This window comes from Bordetella petrii (genome assembly GCF_000067205.1).
Classification (GTDB): domain Bacteria; phylum Pseudomonadota; class Gammaproteobacteria; order Burkholderiales; family Burkholderiaceae_B; genus Bordetella_A; species Bordetella_A petrii.
Genome location: NC_010170.1, coordinates 251,128 through 272,502, shown reverse-complemented (window position 1 = coordinate 272,502; position 21,375 = coordinate 251,128). Strand labels below are relative to the sequence as shown.

Here is a 21,375-nt window from a genome sequence, read left to right as displayed (position 1 = left end):
GGCCATCAGTGGCGCCGGTGCTTGCGCCAGTGCTTGTTGCCGTGATGCCGGTCGTGGTCCCGGTAGCTGGCCCGCTTGTAAGAACGGTCGCGATCCCAATGATGGCGATGGCGCCCGCGGTCGTCATCGGTAATGATGTTGCCCAGCACCCCGCCGGCAGCGGCGCCGCCCAGCGTGACCAGGGGATCGCCGTCCGACAGCAACGCGCCCGCCACGCCCCCCAGGCCAGCGCCGATGATGGTGTTGCGCGCCTGGTCGTCGGCCTGCGCGGTGGCGCCTGCGCCCAATGCCAGCGCGCCGGCGAATACAACCTGGATGAATCGTTTGGCGATGATCATGTTTGTTCTCCTTATGGCGGGCCGCCCCTGCGATGCGGTTCGCCTGTGCGATACCCCGGCCGAAGCCCGAGATCGGTTATCTGGAGAACAAGTTAGCACCGCCCATCCGTGTCAGTCCTGCAGGCTCGGATACGGTGTGTATAAGGTGTTTCAGTCGTTTTCCCGGCCCGCGTCGCGCATGGACGCAGCCAATTCGTGGCTGCCGCGGGCATCCAGCGCCTGGACCGCGCCCAGGCGGTCGCGCGCGTCTTTGTTCTGGCTGAGCTTGAGCTTGCCCACCAGCGACGTGATGGAAATTTCGATGCCCACGATATGGCGCAGCATGTCGTCGATGAAATCGGGCGGCGCATCGCCCATTTTCCAGGGCCGGGGCTCGGCGGCCTCGTGCCGGCGAGTCAGGCGCGCGACGATGCCGCGCACAAACCGCTCGTCGTCGCGTATGGTCAGGATGCCGTGCGCATGCACGACCTCGTAGTTCCAGGTGGGCACCTGGCGATGCGCCTTGTGCTTGCTGGGATACCAGTTGGGCGATATGTATGCCTCGGCGCCGCGAAAAACCACCATGACCGGCGTGCCGGTGGGACAGCTTTGCCACACAGGATTGGCGCGGGCCACATGGGCCGAAAGCAGGCCGTGCGGCCCTTGGTCGGGATCGATTTCGAACGGCAGGTGATTGGCGTCCAGGCCATCGGGCCCATGCGTGACCAGCACGCCCAAGGGATGTTCGCGGATGATTCGATGCAGAACCTCGGGCCGGGTTTCGGCAAAGTGTTCGGGAATGTACATGGCTGAAAACAATGCGGGGCTGACGGCGCAAGCGCCGGACGTGGCCACTATGGCGCAAAACAGGCACAATTAAAAGAACCAGTTTCTGCAACTTAATATGGGCCAGATCAAATTGCCGCCTGGCCGCAGCCCGGGCCCCACCGGGGCAGGGCGACGCATCTATGACCTGCTGCGCGCGCAAATCGCCGATGGCACGCTTGCCGCCAAGGGGCGGATGCCTTCCACGCGCGCGCTGGCCATCGAGCTCGGCGTGTCGCGCACCACCGTCACCGCCGCCTACGAGCAACTGGCGGCCGAAGGATTTCTGGTGACGTCCCCGGGGCGCGCCGCGCGGGTCGCGGCCCGGCTTGCGGCAGCGGCCCCATCGGTTTCAGCCGGCAAGTCGCGCAGCCGGCCGCCGCCGCGCCTGTCCCAGTTCGGCCGCCGCGTGGCGGCGCTGGATCTGCCCAGGCTGCCGTCCGCGCAGGCGCCGGTGGCCATCGACTTCCGCTACGGCGCGGTGGCATCGCGCGACTTTCCCACCCTGGCCTGGCGGCGCGCATACCAGGCCGAACTGCTGCGCCCGCCGCGCAGTCTTAGCTATATCGCGCCGGAAGGCGACGGCTCGCTGCGCCGCGCGGTGCAGGGCTACCTTGCACGCGCCCGGGGGTTGTCCTGCGATGCGGCGCAGATCGTGGTGGTGCATGGTTCGCAGCAAGCCATCGACCTGTGCGCCCGGCTGCTGCTGGAAGCACAGGACACTTTCGTGTTCGAGGAACCGGGCTATCCGATGGCCAGGCGCTGCTTCGAAGCCACGGGCGCCAGGCTGCTGGCCATGCCGGTGGACGAACACGGCCTGGACACTGCCAGCCTGCCCGGCGACAGCCGCGCCCGGCTGGCCTATGTGACGCCCTCGCACCAGTTTCCGCTTGGCGGGGTGCTGCCGGTAGGCCGGCGGATGGCGCTGCTGCAATGGGCGCAGCGGCACCAGGCCTGGATCATCGAAGACGACTACGACGGCGAGTTCCGCTACGGCCAGCGCCCCATCGACGCGCTGCGATCCATCGACGTGAATGACCGGGTCATCTATATCGGCACTTTCTCGAAAACCCTGTCGCCGCAGCTGCGGCTCGGCTACCTGGTTCTGCCCGCCGAGCTGGTGGCGTTTTTCCGGCAGGCCAAGCAATTGGCCGACCGCCACGCGCCGGTGCTGGATCAGCGCGTGCTGGCGTCGTTGATCGACAGCGGCGCCTACGAGCGCCACGTGCGGCGCGTACGGCGCGAAAACGACCAGCGCCGCGCGGCGCTGCTCGACGCCGTCGCGCGCCACCTGGGCGACTGCGCCCGCATCACCGGCACCGCCGCCGGCCTGCATGCGGTGCTATGGCTGCGCGGCCTGGCTGCGGAAGACGAACCGGCGCTGGTGGCGGCCTGCCATGGCCAGGGCGTGGGCATCTACCCGGTTTCGCCGCTGTTCACCGAACCGCCGCCGGCGCCGGGCGGTCGGCCAGCGGGGCTGATCATGGGCTACGCCGGGCTGGCGCCGCAGGAAATCGAGCGGGGTATCCGCATTCTTGCGACGATTGTGAAGCACTGGCGGGGCTAGGCGGCTGCACCCCTGGACACCCCCGTGATCGGTCCGCCGGTGCCGTTGGCTTCGATGGCGCCCGGGCCGTAACGCCTGCTCGGCTGTGCGCTGCCGGCGGCGTGGCCTGTTTTCAACCGCGACTTGCTGCAGCGCCATAAAAGGCGCACAGTCAGCACCAGGCACAGCCAAGGGCTGATACCAACCCGTAAGGAAAACGATATGGAAATTGGACTGATCGGCCTGGGCGCCATGGGGCGCGCCATGGCGGCCAATTTGGTGGCCGCCGGGCACAGCGTCAAATGCTGGAACCGCTCCGGCGGCCAAGTGGATGGCGTCACGATGGTGGCCGCCCCGGCCGACGCCTTTGCCGCCGATGCCGTGCTGACCATGCTGTCCGACGATGCCGCCATACGCGGCGCCCTGCTCGATACCGGCGTGCTGAAGCAGGCCCGGCCCGGCGTGGTGCATGTGGTGAGCTCGACCATCTCGGTGGCGTTCTCCCGGGAACTAGCCGAACATCATCGCCAGGCAGGCGTCGCCTACGTGGCCGCGCCGGTATTGGGACGCCCGGACGTGGCGGCCAAAGGAGAGCTGAACATCCTCGCGGCCGGCGCGCCCGCCGCGCTGGAGCGGGTGCGGCCGATGCTGGAAGCCATTGGCAAACGCACCTGGCTGCTGGGCGAACAGCCCGCCGGCGCGCACGCGGCCAAAGTTGCCTGCAACATGATGATCGCCATGGCCATCGAAGCCATGGCCGAAGCGGCGTCACTGACCGACGCCAACGGCGTGCCGCGCGCGGACTTCTTCGAACTGATCCTGGGCACGCTGTTCGGCAGCCGTTCTTACCAGGTCTATTCGAACCTCATCAACGAAGGTGAGTACCAGCCCGGCTTCAAGGCCACGCTGGGCCTGAAAGACCTGCGGCTGGCGCGCGAAGCGGCGCAGGCCCTTGCCGCGCCGCTGCCCATGCTGGCCGCCGTGCATGAGCAGATGCGCCAGGCCGTCGAGGCCGGCGGCGCGGAGCGGGACTGGTCGATCATGGCCGACTACACCTTGCGCAGCGCGGGTGGACAGGCGGGCAGAACCTGAGGCCCGGCGGCGCGGCGGCGGTATTTACCCGGCCTTCAGGAAGATCTCACCCGGGGCACCCCGTCCCGGCCCGTGGCTCGGGCCGTGGCGTACGGCCGGCCGTATTCCCTGCAAACTGGCGGATTCTCTCTGCCAGTTCCGGTGTCGGCCGCTCATAACCGTAGCAATACGGGGGCACCGGCGCCGCCTCGGGACGATAATCCTGCAATACAGGTTCCGCATCGCCGAGATATAAATTGTCCTTCACGCGCAGAAAGGCCTTGTACTCGCGCGTGTAGCCGTACTGAGCCTTGCGTTTCTCGTAGGCCCCTCGATCGGATGCGCCGTTTTCCAGCGCACTTCGTCCGGAGGCAACGGGTATATAGCGGCAATAATTCACGTTGATGCCCTCTACCGTGGGGAAAAACTCGGGCTCCACGCACTTGCGCTGCGTAACGTTGCTGAATATGTTCCCCTCTACAAGAGCCTTGGCCTCAAGGCTGAAACTCATGCCGTAGAAATCCCAGTTCTCGAGAAGGTTGTTGAACACATGAAACGTGCCGAACTGCCCTCTTGGATTGCGCTGCACGGTATTGAAGAAATAATTGTGGTGCAGGGTGACCCTCGCGATCGAATCACGCCCGTAGTTCTTGAAAAGATTCTTCGAGGTAATGTTATTGAGCAACATGACCTTGTTCGAATCATGGAATTTCGTCCATGAGATCGTAACGTCGGTCGAACCGTTCTTCACATTGAGCAGCCGATCGGACATCCGTGAAAGATCGAGATGGTTGACCCACACGTCTCGACTGCCGTTGGCGACATTCACCGCTTGCGTAAGCCTGTTCAAGCGCCCGTCTATCGTAAGATGCGTAAGAATGACGTTTTTGCTGCCATACACGCCCAGCCCGTCGTCGATCAAGGTAACGTGCTTGCCGCGCCCGTCTATGGTGATATTCGACGGCACGCGCAGCTGCGAATTCAGCACAATAGTCATATCCGACGCAAAGCGGATCCACGCAGGCCCCTTCCTGGCCTGCGCCAGGGCGGCGCGCAGCGTTCCCGGCCCCGCGTCCTGGTCGGACGTGACCACCACAAGCCTTCCGCCCAGCCCACCAGTGGCTTTGGCCCCATAGCCCTCGCGTAGCTGGAGAAGCGAAGAAACGAACGGACAGTGTTCATCCGGGCTTTTGCACAGTTCATCCGCGGCCGCCGCGCCGCCATGCAGCGCGGCCAGCAGAAACAATCCACGCACCGCATTCAACACCGAGATCATCGAAGCCGCCCTTTATCGCTGCGTGGATCGATCCACGGGCTGCACATGGCGCCAGATTCCTCCACTTAGACGCAGATTTTCCGGAGGGCCGGCCAGATGCTCTTTCAGCCGTTCAAAATAGGCCGCCTGCCATCGCCGCGAATACGCATCGGCGTCTTCGCCGGGGGTCGCCGCGGGCAGCATCTCCAGCGTATAGGCCACGCGGCCGTTGTCCCAGCGGGGCGCGTAGAACACCGAAGGCACGCCAAGGCGATGCGCCAGATGAGAAGCGAAGCTGGAATATGTCACCTCCTGCCCTTCAAAAGCCGTTCGGGGCGCGGCCGGATTCGCCGCGCCGTCTACGGCCAGACACAGCACATAGCCCGCCCCCAGCGCACGGATGCAAGCCTTGGCGACCTGCGCCTCGGTCTGGTCCGATGTGGAGATCAACGCCGCGGCGTAGCTGCTCTGGGCGATGCTGGGCGCCGTCGCCAGCCAGCGCGACGGAATGCCCAGCAGTTCCAAGGCCATGAGTCCGGCATACATCGGGCCGACGTGCGCCGTGGCAACCACGACGCCGCGGCCGGCCGCCAGCAAAGGCGCGAAAAAACGTTCGCCGGTGTCCAGCTCGCCAAGCAGGTGCATGGCCTCTTCGGCGCTGTCCTCACGGCATTCGAGCCAATCGAGCAAAAGATGATCCACCAGGTGACCCCAGCGCGCCCGGCGCTCCCATTGCGCGCGATCCGTATCGGCTTCGCCGCGCAGCGACCAGGCCCAGTCCAGGCGCGCCTGCGGTATCGGGGCCGTATCCAACCGCTCTTCCAGCCGGCCCATGGCCTCTTGGAAAGTCTTCGGCAGATGCATGCTGCGCTTCGCGAGATACTGCTTGAATAGCGCTTCGGCATCCTGTGCGCGGCCCGCCTGGGACAGCGCGCCGATGGCCGAACGCTGCCAGAGCAGCTTCTCTGGCGATTTCTCGACCAGTTTCACCAATTGGTCGGCGGCCTCGTCGTATTGCAGCGTATAACGCAGCGCGCGTGCATAAAGGCCCCGCGTCTGCTCCAGATCCGGCGCCAGGTCGATGGCCTGCTTCAGTGGCGGCACGGCTTCCTTATAGCGCCCGGCGCGCAATAGCGTTTCGCCATAGAGCGACAGCAGCCTCACGTCCGCCGGCGCCGCGCGCAGGCCCGCCTCGAAATGCGCCAGGGCGTGCACTTTCCGATCTTCTTCGGTACCGCGCCGAAGGTGCGACACCCCAAGGGATGAGCGCAGCGCCGGGCAATCGTGGCCCGCGCTCAACGCCGCGTCACCCAGCCGGATTGCCGCCTCCGCCCTGCCATCGTCGATCAAGGCGCGCACGGCCGCCGTCGCCACGCGCTCGTTCGGCAGATTATCCGCATCCAGGGCCGCGGCAATGTCTGCCGCTTCGGCCACATCGCCGTTGCGCGCAAGCGCCAGCAGCCAGAAGTGCGCTTCGCCAGGCTCGCTTGCCGCCATACCCATGGTGGCGCGGGCGATCTCGGCGGCATCGGCCACCCGTCCGGCCTGCATGCGCAGTTGAATCCGGGCCGCATGCAGCGCCATTGCATCGGGCTCGATGCCGGCGGCAGCGTCTGCTTCGGCAATAGCGCGTGCCCATTGCCCCGTGCGGCCCAACAAACTCGCAAGCAGGCGGCGCTCTTCGGCGCGCGCGGGGTAGGCAGCGACGAGCGTCTCGAGCGCCGCAATCGCGGGAACGAGCCTGCCCTCTCGCACGAACGGAGAAACCAGCAACCGGCGAACATCACGCCAGCCGTCCGCCACCTGCGCCAGCGCCGGCCCGAGCGCGGCCATTTCAGGCACGGGATCCGCCGACGCATGGATCTTCTTGATGACATCGCGCAGGCCAGCAGCGGCGTCGGCCTCGCGGCGATGACTTTCAGTTGCGGCGTTAACCATGGCGCAGCCCCCTCAACAAAGCAATCGTCACGCGCGTGATGAACATCAGCGCAAAGCCTATCGCCAGGGCTTGCAACAGCAGAATCACCGTGCGCGGGCTGCTGGGCCGGTCGGTGGGAACCGGCTGCGCGATAATGGACAAATAACGCTGCAGGCGCAGGGCGTCCGTCAAAGCCTGCTGATACGACTGCTGCGCCAGGGTCAGATTCGAATCCGCGAAGGCCTGGGCATTCCTCAGCGCCTCATACTCTTTGAGCTGCTTCGCTTCCGTATTGCCTTCGCCGCTCAAGCGATGCCGCAACGCCGTAATCCGTTTCTTCAGCGCCACGACCTGCAACTCGGCGGGCCTCAGCATGAAATGGTCGTTATTGCCAAGCGCGCGGATCTTGTCCAGATTGATCTGCGCGGTACTAAGCTCTGCCTCGAGCTGACTGGACAGATTCAGCAGCATCGCCACCGTGGCGGTCGGATCGATATTGCCGTGGGCGGTTCGCCACGACGTCAGGTCCTCCCGGGCGGCCAGGGCCTTTTTCTCTGCGAGCCTGACTGATTCTTCGCTCACCTTCAGTTTGTCGGCAACGCCTTTTTCGTTCATGGAACTCACGAAGTTCTCCGCCAGGCCGATAAGCGCCTTCGACAGGATCTCGGCATCTTCCGAAGAGAACGCGCTCACGCGCAGTACGTCTATCTGTTCCAGCGCATTGAAAGAGACGTCGACCGACGCCTGGTAGGCGCGATAAAGTTCGTCTTCGCTGGAATCCGCGGAAAGGTGATTGAGCGGGTCGATTCCGGCGCGGGTCAGATACTGGCGCAGGCCGACTTTCTCATCGAGCTGCCGCATGCAGTCCCGCGATTTCAGAAAGTCATTGACCGCCCATCCGTCCACGAAACCGCCAAGCGCGCCGCCCATGCTTCCTGTCGTGATAAGGCTCGCCGCCCCGCCTCCTCCCTGCTGGCCGGATCCGGACTGGACGAAAAATCGTGACTCTGCTTCGTAGCGGGGCGTCGCGATACAGAACACGTAAACAATGGCGAGCGCGACCGGCGTCAGGACGATCAGCGCATTAACCCAGCGGTGACGACGGCGCTCGCGCGTCGATGCCTGCCGTTCACGGCGGCGGCGCTCGATCTCGGAGCCGACTTCAGAGGCCGAGGCCGTCTTCGAAGCCGCCTCCGAAGACGTCGTCGCCTGCTCCGGTTTCGCTCCTTGATCGTCTCGGCGGGAACCTGCGGATGCATTGGTCGAGGTCGTCTTCGATGTTGAGAACGCTTCGTTCATAAATCAAGCCTTTGAAGCAATAGTCCGCCATCTGATTGTGGCGATAACTGGATAAAATGAGAGTCCGGCCAACCAGCCGCTCTTCGAACAATGCCTGCCATAGCCGGGTGAAACGACAGGGCTCGAAAGGAATGGCCCCTTCAATCACGTACACGTCAAAAGCCGGCGCCAGCGCCAAGGCGAAAGAGAATTCCTGGCGCGCATAGATCGGCCAATGTTCCATGGGCTTGGCCAGGCACTTGGGGTCGCTGACAAGATCCGCGACCAATTCATACGTGACGTCCGGGTCGACTTCGTACATATCGCTTACGAACTCGATCATGCTCAGGCCGGTTGCCTTGCCACGGATGAAGCCCTGCCGGCCTATGGCCCAGGAAACCTTGCCGTCATGCTTGACGAAGCCCTGGCGCGGCGGACGCAGGCAGCACAGCACGTCGACAATCTGGCGATGCAGTTCCGGCGCGGAAGAAAGCAGAGCGTACCGCCCGACGGGAATGTCGAGATTGGCATTGGCGAGCAGCGGTTGCCTGCTTCCGAAGGCATAGGGATCGTCAGTTACGCCATTGAGATGGATCATCGTCTTCTCTCACATCGGCTGAATATTGGGGCGGGCAAGGCGCTCGGCCGCCAATGCAAGCACCATCAGGAAAACCAGCGACGTCAGGAAATACCCCAAGCTTGCATCCTGCGACGTGTAAGCACTGAAGTAGGCAGATCGCAAGAGCTGCATGCCATGCGCGAACGGAGACCAGAGTATCCAGATGCGCAATTGTTCCGGCAGCTGTTCCGACACGAAGAAGACACCCGAGAATATCTGGAGAAATCGCTCGATCACCGGCGCCAGCCTGAGATAAAAATGCCAGAACGTCGCAATCGCGCCGAACAGCACGCCCATCGCGGCGCCACAGCCTCCCATTAGCACGACGTAAAGAATGGTTCCCGCCCAGCTTTGCGGCAGCGTGATGAAATCCAGCGCGTGGCCGGCGAAGATCAGCACAGCGAAAGCCACGAGATACACCAGCAGGTAGATAAGCGCCTGCACCAGTGCGCACATCAAGGGGGTGACGCCCTGGAAGTTCAGCAGCCCGCGAGCCGATACATATGCGGAACTGCTTCTGAAAATAATCTGGCGGAACATGATCCATACCGTTGCTCCCGACAGCGAAAATGAGCGCACGTCCATGCCAAGGATGTAATGCGTGCCCATCAGGATATACAGCGACGAAATCAGCGTAAGCAGCACGACGGGGCCGGCCAGTGCCCATAGCAAGGCAATCCGGCTTTCGCCATGTATCACGCGCAGCTGATAGACGAACATCGCCAGCAGCGTGCGCCCGGTCGCCGGGCCCCTGCTGGCGCTGCGCGAATGATGCTGTTCATGCAACACATGCAAACGGCTCCGAAATATCGCGAGATCGTAAGCCTCGTCAGGAGGCAGTTCGATTTCCAGCGCAATGTCGTTGCGCGACGCATGGCGGCGCGCGTCGCGCGCCTCGTCTTGTTTGCGCCGCTGCACGCGCCTGGCATGCGCTGCGGCCAGACGCTCGTCGTCCGCCACCAGCCTGGCCGGCATGTATCCGGGCGCGAACACGTCGACCCCTGCCCGAATATCCTGTTCAAGCAGCCGCACGATGATACGAAGGCGTCGGCGGGAGAAATCGGCAAGCGTCTCATCGACCCCGCTGCGCGCTATCTCCGCATCCAGCTCTGCCTGTATAGCCTCGTACACCGCCCTGCGCGCAGCCACGGAATCATGCGGCTCGCCCTGCAGGCGCGCAAGCAAGGGCTTGAGCAGGACTTCCGGCGCGGCCTTTTCCTCAAACAGCGCGGCCGGATCCAGACGCCAGGCCGCGACGCCGGATCCCACCGCGTAATTGCCGCCGCTGCGGCGCGTACGCCAACTCTTGATCCGGTCCTCGTTGCTCATCGATACGCTACTGGGTTACGTTGGTCGAACTGGCGCCCGAATCACTATCGATGGCCCGCGTGGCGCTGAAGCCCGCGCTCATGGTGACCCGGAAGGCCGACAAGACTTTCTGCACCTGGGTGAACGGCGCGTCCGATATGTAGATCGCCTGGCCCTCGTGTACAGAAAATTCGCGCGCCAACGCCACCTGCTCCGGACGAGTGAGGTCGAACTGGTAGACAACCGGCACGCTGTCCGGCTTTCCGTTCACACCGGCCTTCGCGGGCGTGAACAGGAACACGGAACGCGGGTCGGCCGTCTTGTCGTCCAGCCCCTTGGAATCGGCCAGGGCATCCAGCACACTGTAGTTGCGCTTGCTGATGGCTACGCGCCCCTGAACGCCGGCCGCGCCCAGTACGGTCAGATACTCTCGTGCGTCATAGGCGGTAATGACATCCCCCGGCCGCAATAGAATGTCGTTCTTCTGGTTGCGGTAGATATCCGACAGCCGAACCGAAGCAACATGGCTATTGCGGCGCAGACTGATGACGAGCTGCTCGGGGTTGGTCTGCACCGGCGCCGCCTGCGCCAGCGCACTGCTCAAGCGCTGGGACGTCTGCGTAATGGGATACATGCCGGGCCGGGTCAGATTGCCCTGGACAGTCACCATTTGCCCTCGCGTATCGGCGACGCGCGTCACACTGACGTCGGAACCGAGGACGAGTTTGCTCAAGCGTGCAGAGATGGCGTCATGCAGCTGCGCCAGCGTCAGTCCTGCGGCATGGAACTTTCCGAGAATGGGAAAATAGATGTTCCCGGTCCGGTCTATCTGCTGATTTCCAAGGTCGCTCACGCCGGAAGGGTCAACGGCGAACACTCCCAGCCCATCGCGCTCCCAGACTTTCACGTTTATGCCGTCGCCTGGAACCAGGCGGTCGAATCCAGCCTGCGTCAAATCGCGATAGTACGCGGGAAAATCGGCGACATCGGGCACCTTGCTCGCCTGCACGAGTTCGCGCGAAACAGGCATCACCAAGATGTCCTTGTCGTCGTTGGCCCCCGTCATCTCGCTCAGCATCGGCCCGGAACGCGGCAGCTGGCATCCTGTTAGTGAAATTGCGGCAAGCAATACCATGGTCAGGGCCGCGTGGCGCCGCGGACCCGAAGCCGGGACGTTCGTATGCATAGCGTGATTTTTTCTCAGTATCTGGAAAAGATAAGCGGGTGATCAGGCAAGCATCCGGCGCATCGGCATATCCATCCGCTCATCGTTCTCCGACATGGGCATGACGGGCACGCACAGGCTCAGGAATTTCGCCAACATCGCGTCCAGCGAAAACAGCTTCTGCGCCCGGTGGCGGCTGTGCTCTCGCAGTGCTTCGTTCGTGCGCACCTGATCAACAATCGATGCGACTTTTTCGCAGGCCTCGTTCAAGTCCGGGTGCTCGACATCCGCAAGCAGGTGGCCCGTCACATTCTCCACGAAGCACTCCCCCGCGCCGCCGGCCGGCGTCGAAACTACCGGCACACCCAGAAGCTGTGCTTCTATCAGAACATTCGGCAGACCCTCGTACCGCGAAAGCAGAACGCTGGCGTCCATTTGCGAGTACCAGTAGCCCACATGATTCGACAGGCCCACGAGCAGCAGCCGGTCTGTCACGCGCAACTCGCGCGCCAGCGCCACGATGTTGTCGTGCAGGCGCCCGTCACCCACGATGACGAAGCGCGCTTTCGGGCGCCGCTTCAGGTACTGCGCCGCCAGCTTGATCCAGAGTTGCGGCCGTTTGTCCGGCTCAAGGCGGAACACGCCGCCTACCGTTTCCGTGGCGTCGGCCGTGCTTTTTCGGAACGCCAGCCATTTTTTTTTATCGCCCGGCGAAGCGTCGATCGCGAGGTCCGGCACGCCGTTGTACAACACGTGAAAGCGCACGATCGGGATGCCCAGCCATTCCGCATAGGCTTGCGCTGCCTTGACGCTGTTGCTGACGAAATATACCCCCGGCACTTGCGCCAGGGCCTGGTACAGCTCGGGGTATTCTTCGCGAAAGCGATCCTTGCGGATATTCGGCGGCAACCCGCGAAACACAAGATGAATGGTCGGCGCACCGGCGAGCAACGCCGCCAGCGCTCCGAACAGGCACGTGCCATCCTGCCACAAGCTCACCACGTCAAACGGATTGTCCCGCAAGACCGGCGCAAGACGCGTGACGCCATAGTGAACGGGCGGCGGCAACTGCTCCAGCAAACGCGCCAGAGTTTCATCGGAAACGGATTGATGCGATACCGAAACGGCGGGCAGCCTGTTGATTTCCGTGACCGGAATCTGGGCCTCGGCCAGGACCGGCAGGAAAAAATCCAGGCCCTGCTTTTTGCCGTTTCCGGAAGGCTCGGTGTGCTGCTTGACCAGCACTTCGACTTTCTCGGGCCTCATGAGCACATCGGCCGGCCGGTGATCGGGCGATTCCGCCATACGAGTCAGCTCGCCGGCAAGCCGCGTCAGCTGTCGTTCGGCGCCACCGGGCCCCAGGCTGCCCGTCACCAGCGCGACCGAGACGGGCCGTTCCGGCGGCTGGTCGACAATCTGCCGGTCTCGGAAGTGCAGAATCGCATGTTTCATCGACACGATCCTGATGTCCTTTCCAGCCAACTCTTCTTCCGGTTCGAAGTCCTGGTAGAAGGCGTAGTCGCTCGCCAGCTCGCTGGCAAGTTCCGCCGCCTTGCTGCCAGGAGCGAGCTGGTCCGCAACGGGCATGATGGTCTCGAACGCGTCCGCCAGCAAGCCGCGCTTGCGCAGGCGCTTGGCGAACTCGACACGCATATTACGATCCGCGTGCTGCGAAATCAGCCGACGAAACAGCTCGTCCGACTGTTCATGCGCACGGATGTCGCCAAGCAACTTGGCCCTGGCGAACAGCTTGGCCGCGCTCTTCGTCGACGCCGGAAGATGGCGTTCGACCAAGGACAAGGCTTCATCCAGGTGCCGTTCTTTCACAAGACGGGTCGCGCAATAGCGCACAATCTGGAGGTCGTCCGGGCACTCCTGCAGTAGCGTCGACCACTGCTCGGACAGGCCCTCGTTCAAGCCTGCCGATTCTTTCAGCCGAAGCAGAAGAAAGCGGACTTTTGAGTCTTCCATGTAATCGCGCGCCAGCGCTTGCGCGCGCGCCAGGTTTTCCTGCGCGATCTGAACCCGTCCGGATGCCGTGACAATCTCCTCCAACTGGGCGTGAACCCGTTGGAGATCGGACGCAACGTGATCCCGCCCGGTCATCAGCGCCGGGTTCATGCCGCCTTCCTGCGGTTGGCCTTCTCGATCCACGCAAGGCAGCGCTGGATGTAGTGGTCGAACTGCTCGGGATTGTCGGAACGCTCTTTGAGCAATCGCCAATAGGGCAAGGCCTGCTCGAAGCGATGCAGGCGCATGGCCCCGACGGCGGCCAGGCGCAGGCCGACGGGATCGTCAGAAACAAGTTTCAGGATCCTTTCGCCGAGAGCAAGCCGTTCGGTGGTGCTGGAAGGATCCAGCGTGCGCGCTTCGGCATACAGGACAGCGAGAACGCGCCGTTTTTCGTGGTCGATCTCCGCCATCTGCGGCCACGACTTCGCGACGCGCTCCAGCAGATTCCAGGCTGCCTGATGATCGCCGGCGGACAGTATCTCCCGGGCGCCGCGTATCGCGCGCGGTCCAAGCCTGCCGAGCTGACGCTGCGCTTCGTCTTTTGCGCTCTGATCGGCCGACGTATGGGCGAGAACCATCTTGTAGGCGTCTATGGCTTCGCCAAACCAGCCGCCATTGAACGCCACTCGCGCAAAGTACAACTGCGTGCTGAGAGGAGCGGATTCGCTGGTGGCAGCCCGCTCGAGATGCTGCATCGCGGTTTTCTTGTCGCCAAGCGCGTCGGCGGCCCGGCCCCGCATTGTGTCGAGCTCGGGAAAATCGACGTGGGTATCGATTGCGATATCCGTCAGGTCGATCACTTCTTTGTAGTTGCCCGCCAAAAGCGCGGCCCGCGCATCCAGACGCATCGCGCGTGCGAGTGCTCTCTGCGCGCGCACTCCGGCCAGGGCGTTGGGATTGAGCAGGCGATGTGCGCAGATTCTTTCGGCGGCGTCGCGCAGGCGCCCTGCTTCCATTGCGCGGGCGCCTTCTTCGGCCCAGGCTGACGACTGCGCGAGCAGCCACGCACGAATGTCTTCTTGTCCGCTGTCAACCAGGCCGCAGGAAACCGCCAATGTCGCCGCGGCCACAATGCAACCCCGCCATGAAGCTTCCTTGACGAGCTCCAGGGTGTCGGGATCGTCAAGCGCGGGCGACTCGGCCGCCAGGGCGCGCAACCCCGCACGGTCTGCGGCCATCAGCCGGTCGCGCCACAGCAGCGCGAAACCCCGGCCATACGAAGGGATGGCCGCACGGACCTCGTGGACCCAGCGGATGGCGGCCTGCATGTCATCGCTTGCCTGCAGCATGGAAAGCACTGTGTCGGCCGCTTCTACGGCCCCCGCATCTTCGGGAGAAGAAATGCGGAACAGTTGCTTCCAGTTGACCAGGGCCTCGTCGACGTACCCCAACTGGCGCGCGGAAACCGCCGCGATCCTTACGATTTCCGGGGTTTCTATCTCGTCACCAAGAAGGCCGGCCGCCAGCGAGTACGCCACATCATGGCGCCCCAGTTTGAACTGGTTCCGCATCAGAATCTGCTCGGCTTTGCTGCCAGACGCCAGCGCGCCATCCGCGCCGCTCAACAGCGCGAGCGATCCTTCATAATCGCCCAGTTCCTCTTGAATTCGCGCAAACAGCAGCACGTGGTCGGGCAAACCGGGATAACGGCGCAGCACATCGCGCACCCGCCGCGACGCCGCGCGCAGATCACCCGCGTCCCAGGCTTTTTCGATGCTCTCGGCGCTGTCGTCGGCTCCGAGCTTAGGCACGGCCGGCTGCGACGTCGACGTGTCCATCTTCGGACGCATGTAGTTCTTGAACCATTCTGTGCACAGACGCTCCGCGAAAACCGGCGTGTAGTGGGTCAGGTCCAGCCCGCCGTTTTCCATCGCGTCGGCTTGCCCGATCTTGTTCATCAGCGGCGTCGGATCGTAGCAAGGCACGTCGATTCGCTGCGCAATGGCACTCACCGCGGCAATCAGCTGCCCTCGCTGTTCGATCGGCGTATTGTCCGGTGTCAAGGCGTTGACGTGAGTGACGAAAACCACCTTTTCCTTGCCGAGCAAACCGACGAGCTGGTGCATCTCGTTCTCGATCTCGTCATCCGTCAGATCGCGCTTGACGATACGGGACAGTAAGTCCCCGTCATCCTGCGAGAGGCTCTTGAAGACCGGATCCTGTTCCAGCAGTGCGCGCCGCTCGGCAAACCGGTCGGCGCTGGCCAGCGACCAGAACATCCGGGTGCGCGCGCGGTCGGCGAAGAACTCGCTGAAATACCGCACCACGTAGTTGGACTGTATGGGATAGCCGTCGATGGTCAGCAGCTTGCGCGAAGACAGTTCAACCATGTACAAGTCGGCCGGCTTGTGCGTGCCTTGGCGGGCCTGCTCGCCATTCGACGGCCGAAAGATCAAGCGTTGAACATCGGCGGGAATCTCGCGCTCGCCGAACATGAATCGCGCCTGCTGAAGCGCCTCGGCGCTGGTATGCACGAAACCGTAGTTGCGCCCGAGCTGAAGCTTGATGGGGTAGCGCCCTACGGCATCGCGCAGCGGCGTGTGGATACGGCAGGTTCCAATCGGAGCGACGGTAAAAGCAGCCATGCGGGGCCTCTTCTTAGTGGTGGTTGGCGAACCTGAACTCAGAGAGTCCAGTACACGAGGTCGGACTGAAGCCGCTTGCTGTCAAGCACGGACTTCAAGTCGCACACCATTCCCCCGCTCTTGACCAGGTTCGGCATGTCGTCCCAGATGGAGTCCATGGTCTCGCGGTGCGGAACCGCGAGAATCAGCACATCCATGTCCCGGAATTCGTCGCGCTTTACCAGCTTGATGCCGTACTCATGCTCCATCTGGTCCGCGTCGACCATCGGATCGCACGCGACCGGGGTAATGCCGTAATCGCCCAGGGCGTTATACAGATCGACCACTTTCGAATTGCGGATGTCCGGCACGTTCTCTTTGAACGTCATTCCCAGGATGCCGACCCGGGTCGACGCGTTGAGGCGGCCGTTGCGGGCCAGGGTCTGGACCACGCGCGCGGCAACGTGGCTGGCCATGCCGTCGTTGATCCGGCGGCCCGACAGGATGACCTCTGGGTGATACCCGAGCTCCTGTGCCTTGGACGTCAAGTAGTACGGATCGACCCCGATGCAGTGGCCGCCCACCAGGCCGGGCGTGAAGTTGAGGAAGTTCCACTTGGTTCCGGCGGCGCTCAAGACCTCCGAGGTGCGGATGCCGACAAGGTCGCAGATTTTCGACATCTCGTTCATCAGCGCGATATTGATATCGCGCTGTGTATTCTCAAGCACCTTCGCAGCCTCGGCCACTTTGATGGAGGAAGCGCGGTGCACACCCGCGTCGATGATTTTTTCGTAGACGCCCGCGATGATTTCGAGCGACGCTTCATCCTGGCCGGACACGATCTTGACGATCTTTTCGAGCGGGTGCTGGCGGTCTCCCGGATTAATCCGTTCGGGGCTGTAGCCCAGTTTGAAATCAACGCCGCAACGCAGACCCGATGCTTTCTCCAGTTCCGGCCCGCAGATTTCCTCGGTCGCGCCCGGGTGAACGGTGGACTCGAAAACAACGATGCAGCCCGGACGCAGCACGGGACCGATCGATTGGCAAGCGCGGACCAGCAGGGAGAAATCCGGATTATTTCTTTCGTCAACGGGAGTCGGCACGGCCACGACGAAAAAATCGCAGCCCTGCAGTTCCGTCACCTGGTCGGTGAACCTCATGGAGGACGCAAGCAATACGTCGCGTTCGATCTCGCCCGTCCAGTCATGCCCCTCTTTCAGCCGTGCGATGCGCCGCTTGTCTACATCAAAGCCGATGACATCAAAGCGCTTGGAAAATGCCACGGCTACGGGCAGGCCGACATATCCAAGGCCACACACTGCAATTTTCTTTACCACGGGGAACCTCACTGTTTTCATCGTGTCGCGGACACTAGAAGGCGACGCCCGGAGACAGGTAATTCGATAGAAAAATCGAAGTACGTTTGCCTCGTTTGGGCAGACATATTGCTGAAAATAATTACAACTCGACACCCGATTGACTGCGGTGAGCGGCGAACCAGCGAATGGTAGATGGGACGTGCAGCAAATTTTTTTCTAAAAATTTTTATTGCTGTAGAAGTAAGTCAGAGTGGGCGCAACAAACTCCGGAAATCGTCCGAAAAGAATTACATCCATTACATAAACCGCAACATAACCGGCCGATGAATTTGTAATTAATATTAAAAGGCGTATTTCTTATTTTTCTTTAATCAAGCTGAAAAGGCATAAGCAAAAAAGCCCACCGCGCGCGGTGGGCCAAATAGATGATCCGTCAGAGATTTCGAGGGCAGCGAGAACAGCAGCGCTTCGGTTAAACCGCTGGCAGCCGGCAGCTACGCCGTCTTTCTTGCCATCTCTTTGATGACAGAATGAATAATGGTTTTCAGGCATCGAGATTCCCCTGCCATGGTGGCGGCCAGATCAGGGCGCGCATCCAGAATTTGCGCGTTTTCAGCCTCGATCTCCTCATAGAGCATCTCGGCTTCCGGTATCACCCGGCTGGTCAGGCTTTGCAAAAGCCTGTTGGCGGTGCTCTTGGCGATATTCAGTGCGGCGCCGGCTTCCACCAATAGCTGTCGATCCACCTGAGAAAAGTTTCGCGCCCCCAGAATCGGCCATGCCAGCTGCGTGTCGGCCGGCCAGCCCTTCTTTTCGAATGCCGGGGTCTCGTAGGCGGCAACACTGAGCAGGTCATAGAACGGAGCCAGCTCGATCCCCTCATGAGAAACCAGGAAACTCAGGTTCTTCAGATGTGCGTCGGCGTTTCCGACGAGCACATTGAATACAAGCCAGCCAAAGAGCCGGGGCCGTGCCAGGGCGGGGCCTCGACAAGCCCGGGCCAGGGCCGACAGGCTCTCCATGCTGCCTTGCGCGCATTTGAAAGTCCGGTCGAGCCCAAGCAGCTGACAAGCGTCGATCGCGTGCCGACGCTGCCACGCGCCCTGCGGATCAGCGGTCCGGTCAAACCGATCGATCAGGTAAACAGGCGCGGGCACATAGCGTCGATACACCTCGGGAACGATAAGTCCAAGGCGCTTGGCCAAACGCATGACGAACCATTCATTGACCACCGAATGCGGGTAATCAGCGTCTGGATGGTCGGGTTTCAGAATATGGGTCGAGGGGGTCGAGCCGGCGGGTTCAAATAAAACACCATCTCGAAGCACCACAGCCAGCTTATGCTGGGCGCCTGCCAGTGACATGCGCTTGACTGCGCCGTGTGTCAGGGGCGCTTTAGGCAAGTTCCGAATGCGCGAATCCAGGACATCATCCGGCAATTCCCGCAGCGGTTCCGGCTCTTGCGGAGCGTTCTCCGGGGCCAACAAGGTCAACGAACCCGCGGACTCAGCCCCGTACCAGGCCAGCAGGGCAAAGGCGTCCGCGGCTTCCAGTTTGGCATCCTTGGCGAGCAGGACGCGCTGACCTTCTTCCGGCAGCAAGTTATCGAAATACCACTGCACAGGACGCCGCGATGCGCCGTCTACCAGAGCTTCGGGGGCCAGCGGCAGATAAGGGCTGAGCGGGAAGCGCCGGGGATTGTCCAGCCACGCAGGGGCGTACCGGAAGGACCACAGACCGCCAACCTCTTGCAGCGTGCCAACCTCTGTCTGATTGATAGAGGCAAGTAGAGACCGGCCCTTCATTGCTTGTTGCGCCCCTGGTCAGAGGCCGCCAAATAGTTGGCGACACTTTCGGGCACATCCAGGATGACGCGCACCCCCAGGCCTTCGAGCACCTGGAAGAGCTTTCCCCATTGAACGGAATCGCTTCCGCGCTCGATCTTGCCCAGGAAGTTTTCGCTGACACCGATACTGCCGGCAGCATCGTCCTGGCGTACCTTCTGGGCCTTGCGGCTGGCTCGAACTACCCGGCCGATATCGCCCGGGCTTTCAAGGGGAATTTTCATAGATAATCCTCACAACTGTGAGGATTATGCTTGAGCTCAAGCGGATTGGCAAGAAATCCGCACAACCGTGCGGATTTCTTGGCGATTAAGCCTGCTCACGCGTAAATCCGCAAACTTGCAAGGATCAGGGCATAAACCAGCAAGCTTCATCCCCTGGCGAAGGTGAAAATCAAGAATAAAGTCCGTCGAACTCGGCGTTCGGAGGTGGGTTTTTAAAACGTGCTTCGAACTCTGTCGAACTATCCATTTCAGATGTGTTCCCGTTTTTGTTTTAAACAAAACTCTGTCGACGCATGATAAGCAGTACGCCTGTCAGAAAGGGCAAACGAAGCGATCAGGGCGACGGTCTTCCTCATCTCTACCTCTCTCTTTCAGGTTGGTTATTTGGTTGCGCCCTTGCAGATCGGAGCTTCGAAAGGGCCTCCATCATGCGGGGCAGCGCCAAGTGTTCCTCGGAGTATCCCCTTGCGTTGATCCGTTTAATCATCACTTTTCGCACTTCACCGTAGCTGGCGTCGCCCCCGTCGGGGCACGAAAATGGCGTGGAGTAACGTCGCAGCATGCGACGCGATATTGAGTTAGGATCGAGACCGTCCTTTTCGGCATTGAACTCGTGGAGCAGCGCCATCATCGACCCCTGTGTGGCCATTTCCCGGTAGACGACGCACGCTTCGCTCATCCCTCAGCCAACGGACGGTCGCACATCCTGACGTAGTCGTTCACTTTGTTGAAAGAGACCTGTTCGGTGGCACCCGCAGACCCCATGAGGGGGGCTAAAGCGACCACAGCAGCGGCGACGTTCTTCATTAACGCCCTCTCTACGAGCTAGGAGTTCTATTCCTTGGTTCCGCCACAGATGGGGCCTTCCTGGAACGCGCGGTAAAGGGCTGTCAGGGCGATCTCTGAGTCGTCGTAGCCCATTCTCTTGATCCGTTTCAAGGCAACGCGGGCAATCGTGGCGTAGTCTGCACGCTCGGCACAGCCCCGACGGACGTCAAAGTGGCTGAGCCGCTCTCTTTGTGCGCTTGTCAGTCCCTCCATGCCATCCAATGTGTGCAGGCGCGCCATGCCCCCACCGGCCTGGATTCCCAACGCAATCAGCGCATAACACTCTGCACCCGGCGTGTTTGCAATCGGATTCGGTGTGCAGGCAAGGATTAGCCTCCCAACGGATGCCGGTATCCTGAATGCCTCATCATCATCAGTCGCCCCCGCAGACCCTACGAGGGCAATAGAGGCAATCAGTGCGGCCGCGGTCTTCTTCATTTCTCCCTCTCTCCCTTATAGAGGCTCGCTCACGTGGTCCTCGCAAATCGGCCCTTGCCCGCGACTTGCCGCCCCGACCATGTACCTTCGCAACTCCACATTCTACTTTTCCAACGCTGGCAAGCGGCATGGATCATGGCTCACTGCCATAACCAAATCACGCAGCGGAGTTGGATGCACGCCCCACTCTGAACGGCAGTACGCTTGGTCACTCCGTCAAAAAAGTCAGCAAGTCCCTGGCGCCTCCTGATACACCCCTCTAAGGTGTTGCGTTATGACCAATCCCGTCGACCTGTCGGGGGCACCGTCACGGACGCAATGGCATCCACTGCCTTGCAGTGCCTATGCTCTGATCTACTTTCGCCCGCGCATCGGCCGACGGGCGGCGTCTCTTGCTTGCCCCTCAAGATCTAGCTCGGGATCTGCAAGATCAAATAGCTGCTCAGAAAAACCGTAGGCCACGAGAGCCTCAACCAGTACGCCGAGCGCGACCTTAGGGGAGCCTTGCTCAAGGCGACGCCAAGTATGTCGAGACACGCCCGTGCGCTGGCCAGCAAGTTCTTCTGATTCTCCTCGGCGCAGTCTCGCCGTGCGTATGTTTTGACCCATCCGCTTCAGCGCTTGCTCACCAGGAAACGACGTTAAAGGCCCGTGCGCGACAGGCCCCATTTTGTTCAATTTATACTCCACAAACTAAATTAACGTATCTTTTATTTTACAGTCTCGTATGATCGGCAGAAGGCCTCAGGGTCTCCAGCTCTCCACCCTCAAACTCCTCCCCCAGCCTCCGACTGGAACTCGGCGGGCACCGGGCTCTTCCAAATTGAGGTTGTAGGTTCGCTA

The 21,375-nt window shown here is 62.0% G+C and carries 17 protein-coding genes; 2 read left to right on the top strand and 15 right to left on the bottom strand.

What is annotated here, in order from left to right:
- Positions 1 to 5: 5 nt before the first annotated feature.
- Both BPET_RS01210 and BPET_RS01205 read right to left on the bottom strand, forming a co-directional pair.
- Positions 6 to 338 (bottom strand): glycine zipper 2TM domain-containing protein, encoded by a 333-nt coding sequence (locus BPET_RS01210; protein ID WP_012247269.1) that lies wholly within the window; start codon positions 336 to 338, stop codon positions 6 to 8.
- Positions 339 to 488: 150 nt separating this feature from the next.
- Positions 489 to 1,124, bottom strand: a complete 636-nt coding sequence (locus BPET_RS01205; RefSeq protein WP_012247268.1) for an FMN-binding negative transcriptional regulator — start codon at positions 1,122 to 1,124, stop codon at positions 489 to 491.
- Between the two features lie 97 nt (positions 1,125 to 1,221).
- Between BPET_RS01205 and pdxR the strand changes: the two genes are divergently transcribed.
- On the top strand, positions 1,222 to 2,709 hold the full coding sequence (pdxR, locus tag BPET_RS01200) for a MocR-like pyridoxine biosynthesis transcription factor PdxR (RefSeq protein WP_012247267.1): 1,488 nt from the start codon (positions 1,222 to 1,224) through the stop codon (positions 2,707 to 2,709).
- 201 nt (positions 2,710 to 2,910) lie between these two features.
- Positions 2,911 to 3,780 carry an NAD(P)-dependent oxidoreductase gene (locus BPET_RS01195; protein WP_012247266.1) on the top strand — a complete coding sequence of 290 codons (870 nt, stop codon included), beginning with the start codon at positions 2,911 to 2,913 and terminating at the stop codon, positions 3,778 to 3,780.
- 46 nt (positions 3,781 to 3,826) lie between these two features.
- Here the strand turns inward: BPET_RS01195 and BPET_RS01190 are convergent, their stop codons facing one another.
- From BPET_RS01190 to BPET_RS25660, 13 genes are all read right to left on the bottom strand, one after another.
- Positions 3,827 to 5,035: a pectate lyase family protein gene (locus BPET_RS01190; RefSeq protein WP_012247265.1), complete on the bottom strand. Its 1,209-nt coding sequence runs from the start codon at positions 5,033 to 5,035 to the stop codon at positions 3,827 to 3,829.
- A gap of 12 nt (positions 5,036 to 5,047) precedes the next feature.
- Entirely contained in the window at positions 5,048 to 6,847 is a 1,800-nt protein-coding gene (locus BPET_RS01185; protein ID WP_269446940.1) for a tetratricopeptide repeat protein, read from the bottom strand.
- A gap of 97 nt (positions 6,848 to 6,944) precedes the next feature.
- The gene (locus tag BPET_RS01180) at positions 6,945 to 7,973 is read right to left on the bottom strand and encodes a sugar ABC transporter (protein ID WP_012247263.1); all 1,029 of its coding nucleotides are present in this window, start codon (positions 7,971 to 7,973) and stop codon (positions 6,945 to 6,947) included.
- Between the two features lie 121 nt (positions 7,974 to 8,094).
- Positions 8,095 to 8,808 (bottom strand): P-loop NTPase family protein, encoded by a 714-nt coding sequence (locus BPET_RS01175; protein ID WP_012247262.1) that lies wholly within the window; start codon positions 8,806 to 8,808, stop codon positions 8,095 to 8,097.
- A 9-nt stretch (positions 8,809 to 8,817) separates the two neighbouring features.
- Positions 8,818 to 10,158 carry an ABC transporter permease gene (locus tag BPET_RS01170; RefSeq protein WP_012247261.1) on the bottom strand — a complete coding sequence of 447 codons (1,341 nt, stop codon included), beginning with the start codon at positions 10,156 to 10,158 and terminating at the stop codon, positions 8,818 to 8,820.
- 7 nt (positions 10,159 to 10,165) lie between these two features.
- On the bottom strand, positions 10,166 to 11,323 hold the full coding sequence (locus BPET_RS01165) for a polysaccharide biosynthesis/export family protein (RefSeq protein WP_012247260.1): 1,158 nt from the start codon (positions 11,321 to 11,323) through the stop codon (positions 10,166 to 10,168).
- 42 nt (positions 11,324 to 11,365) lie between these two features.
- On the bottom strand, positions 11,366 to 13,423 hold the full coding sequence (locus tag BPET_RS01160; RefSeq protein WP_012247259.1) for a glycosyltransferase: 2,058 nt from the start codon (positions 13,421 to 13,423) through the stop codon (positions 11,366 to 11,368).
- Positions 13,420 to 15,900 carry a hypothetical protein gene (locus BPET_RS01155; protein ID WP_012247258.1) on the bottom strand — a complete coding sequence of 827 codons (2,481 nt, stop codon included), beginning with the start codon at positions 15,898 to 15,900 and terminating at the stop codon, positions 13,420 to 13,422. The genes BPET_RS01160 and BPET_RS01155 overlap by 4 nt, the downstream gene beginning before the upstream one ends.
- A gap of 38 nt (positions 15,901 to 15,938) precedes the next feature.
- On the bottom strand, positions 15,939 to 17,198 hold the full coding sequence (locus BPET_RS01150; RefSeq protein ID WP_081482954.1) for a nucleotide sugar dehydrogenase: 1,260 nt from the start codon (positions 17,196 to 17,198) through the stop codon (positions 15,939 to 15,941).
- Positions 17,199 to 17,692: 494 nt separating this feature from the next.
- Positions 17,693 to 19,003 carry a HipA domain-containing protein gene (locus BPET_RS01145; RefSeq protein WP_012247256.1) on the bottom strand — a complete coding sequence of 437 codons (1,311 nt, stop codon included), beginning with the start codon at positions 19,001 to 19,003 and terminating at the stop codon, positions 17,693 to 17,695.
- Positions 19,000 to 19,266 carry a helix-turn-helix domain-containing protein gene (locus BPET_RS01140; protein WP_012247255.1) on the bottom strand — a complete coding sequence of 89 codons (267 nt, stop codon included), beginning with the start codon at positions 19,264 to 19,266 and terminating at the stop codon, positions 19,000 to 19,002. The genes BPET_RS01145 and BPET_RS01140 overlap by 4 nt, the downstream gene beginning before the upstream one ends.
- An 834-nt stretch (positions 19,267 to 20,100) precedes the next feature.
- Positions 20,101 to 20,532: a hypothetical protein gene (locus BPET_RS01130; protein ID WP_012247231.1), complete on the bottom strand. Its 432-nt coding sequence runs from the start codon at positions 20,530 to 20,532 to the stop codon at positions 20,101 to 20,103.
- A gap of 354 nt (positions 20,533 to 20,886) precedes the next feature.
- On the bottom strand, positions 20,887 to 21,141 hold the full coding sequence (locus tag BPET_RS25660; protein WP_231852689.1) for a helix-turn-helix domain-containing protein: 255 nt from the start codon (positions 21,139 to 21,141) through the stop codon (positions 20,887 to 20,889).
- Positions 21,142 to 21,375 lie beyond the last annotated feature (234 nt).

Excerpts from the sequence above, each read along its gene's own strand:
- BPET_RS01210 (WP_012247269.1), bottom strand. The coding sequence starts at position 338 with ATGATCATCGCCAAACGATTCATCCAGGTTGTATTCGCCGGCGCGCTG.
- BPET_RS01205 (WP_012247268.1), bottom strand. The coding sequence starts at position 1,124 with ATGTACATTCCCGAACACTTTGCCGAAACCCGGCCCGAGGTTCTGCAT.
- pdxR (WP_012247267.1), top strand. The coding sequence starts at position 1,222 with ATGGGCCAGATCAAATTGCCGCCTGGCCGCAGCCCGGGCCCCACCGGG.
- BPET_RS01195 (WP_012247266.1), top strand. The coding sequence starts at position 2,911 with ATGGAAATTGGACTGATCGGCCTGGGCGCCATGGGGCGCGCCATGGCG.
- BPET_RS01190 (WP_012247265.1), bottom strand. The coding sequence starts at position 5,035 with ATGATCTCGGTGTTGAATGCGGTGCGTGGATTGTTTCTGCTGGCCGCG.
- BPET_RS01185 (WP_269446940.1), bottom strand. The coding sequence starts at position 6,847 with ATGGCCGCGCTCGGGCCGGCGCTGGCGCAGGTGGCGGACGGCTGGCGT.
- BPET_RS01175 (WP_012247262.1), bottom strand. The coding sequence starts at position 8,808 with ATGATCCATCTCAATGGCGTAACTGACGATCCCTATGCCTTCGGAAGC.
- BPET_RS01170 (WP_012247261.1), bottom strand. The coding sequence starts at position 10,158 with ATGAGCAACGAGGACCGGATCAAGAGTTGGCGTACGCGCCGCAGCGGC.
- BPET_RS01165 (WP_012247260.1), bottom strand. The coding sequence starts at position 11,323 with ATGCATACGAACGTCCCGGCTTCGGGTCCGCGGCGCCACGCGGCCCTG.
- BPET_RS01160 (WP_012247259.1), bottom strand. The coding sequence starts at position 13,423 with ATGAACCCGGCGCTGATGACCGGGCGGGATCACGTTGCGTCCGATCTC.
- BPET_RS01155 (WP_012247258.1), bottom strand. The coding sequence starts at position 15,900 with ATGGCTGCTTTTACCGTCGCTCCGATTGGAACCTGCCGTATCCACACG.
- BPET_RS01145 (WP_012247256.1), bottom strand. The coding sequence starts at position 19,003 with ATGAAGGGCCGGTCTCTACTTGCCTCTATCAATCAGACAGAGGTTGGC.
- BPET_RS01140 (WP_012247255.1), bottom strand. The coding sequence starts at position 19,266 with ATGAAAATTCCCCTTGAAAGCCCGGGCGATATCGGCCGGGTAGTTCGA.
- BPET_RS01130 (WP_012247231.1), bottom strand. The coding sequence starts at position 20,532 with ATGAAGAAGACCGCGGCCGCACTGATTGCCTCTATTGCCCTCGTAGGG.
- BPET_RS25660 (WP_231852689.1), bottom strand. The coding sequence starts at position 21,141 with ATGGGTCAAAACATACGCACGGCGAGACTGCGCCGAGGAGAATCAGAA.